Source organism: Aestuarium sp., assembly GCF_023253315.1.
In the GTDB taxonomy this organism is placed as follows: domain Bacteria; phylum Pseudomonadota; class Alphaproteobacteria; order Rhodobacterales; family Rhodobacteraceae; genus Marivivens; species Marivivens donghaensis.
The window spans coordinates 1-673 of the sequence record NZ_JALRGW010000156.1; the positions used below are offsets into that span (position 1 = coordinate 1).

Below are 673 nucleotides of genomic sequence, written 5' to 3' on the forward strand. Positions count from 1 at the left end.
CTTCTTTGCATCGGAGTTAGGGCAATCTGAGGGTGTAGCAATCGACTTAAGCAACATTTGCTGGTTTTGACTCAGTCGTTAATTACTGCAGCCGGGGCGAATTTAAGCCCCCCGCAGCCAAATATGCACTAACTATAAACTTGGCCCGGTCAAATGAGGCTGCTCAAAACCACCGCGCTTGGGGCGGCATGGCTGGCAGGGCAATTCGTCGGGTTCTATCCTGAACAGGACACCTTCGCGCGTCGATGGAAGGTCGACGCACGTTTTGAACCTGCGATGGACTACGCCGGCAGAGACCGACGTTACGCTGCATGGAAACGCGCGGTCGCGGCGACGATCAGTGCGGTGTTATCCATCCCGAAACGAATGCATGTTGCATCGCTGCGAACGTCCGCAATCCGCCCAAATATAGATCCAAGTATTCCATTTACCGCACCAACCCTGCGGACTAGAGCAGTTTCGCTTGCTCTCGCATCTGGAACTTTTGGATCTTGCCTGTCGATGTGCGCGGGATTTCGGTGAAGACGAACTTTCCAGGCACCTTGTACGGGGCGAGGTGATCGCGACACCATTGGCGTAGCTCTTCGCTGTCCACCGAACGTCCTGCGGCGAGTTCGATAAATGCGCAGGGGGTTTCCCCCCATTTTTCATGTGGCATGGCGACGACGGCGGC

At 55.6% G+C, this 673-nt stretch carries 1 protein-coding gene and 1 pseudogene; one reads left to right on the forward strand and one right to left on the reverse strand.

Annotated elements, in window-relative coordinates; translation table 11 throughout:
- Positions 1-156: 156 nt before the first annotated feature.
- Positions 157-339, forward strand: a pseudogene (locus AC1QQ2_RS14790) (glycerol kinase); the annotation flags it as partial.
- A 109-nt stretch (positions 340-448) separates the two neighbouring features.
- Here AC1QQ2_RS14790 and AC1QQ2_RS14795 read toward each other — a convergent pair.
- Positions 449-673, reverse strand: a 225-nt coding sequence (locus AC1QQ2_RS14795) for an AMP-binding enzyme (protein WP_479713715.1), incomplete at its 5' end; no start/stop codon positions are given.